1 protein-coding gene is annotated in these 437 nt (G+C 57.9%); it reads right to left on the bottom strand.

Features of this window, described 5'->3' with window-relative positions; translation table 11 throughout:
* Nucleotides 1-27 precede the first annotated feature (27 nt).
* Complete coding sequence (locus tag HMPREF2690_RS07225) at nt 28-327, bottom strand: ASCH domain-containing protein (RefSeq protein ID WP_083320338.1); 300 nt, start codon at nt 325-327, stop codon at nt 28-30.
* Nucleotides 328-437: the final 110 nt, after the last annotated feature.

The raw sequence follows: 437 nt of genomic DNA on the forward strand, positions 1-437 counted from the left end.
CGGAATACCCCTACCAACTACGCGCACTCAGCAGTAGCCCTCCCCCTCGGCGATGGCATGCTCGTCGCTCACGTCCGCCAACCGGTAAATCTGAACCTCAGTCGTGCGGATGACGCACACCACGTTGTCATGTGAGTCAAGGACGGCCTCGAGGGCACCCACTTCCTCATGCGGCTGATAGTCGTTGGGGTATTCAGCCAGCAAGGATGCTGTCGCAGTTTTCGTGCCGTCCAGGATGGCGTTGACAAGAGCGTCACGGAGCGGGCCTGGAAAGGCGAACTCGCCACGAGGCAACTCCGAAATGGGCTCTAAAGCATCCCGATTCATACGTTCATATTAGGCAGCGAGACTCACCGTCCTTGGTATCGCACTGTTATGCCTCGTAGTTTTGGGTTCCCGCAATCCTGGCCTGCTGTTTTCCGCTGGTCGTCTAGCTC

Source organism: Corynebacterium sp. HMSC034E11, from assembly GCF_001835905.1.
Taxonomy (GTDB): domain Bacteria; phylum Actinomycetota; class Actinomycetes; order Mycobacteriales; family Mycobacteriaceae; genus Corynebacterium; species Corynebacterium coyleae.

Bases quoted from the DNA above. Each gene is read 5' to 3' on its own strand.
- HMPREF2690_RS07225 (WP_083320338.1), bottom strand. From the start codon at position 327: ATGAATCGGGATGCTTTAGAGCCCATTTCGGAGTTGCCTCGTGGCGAG.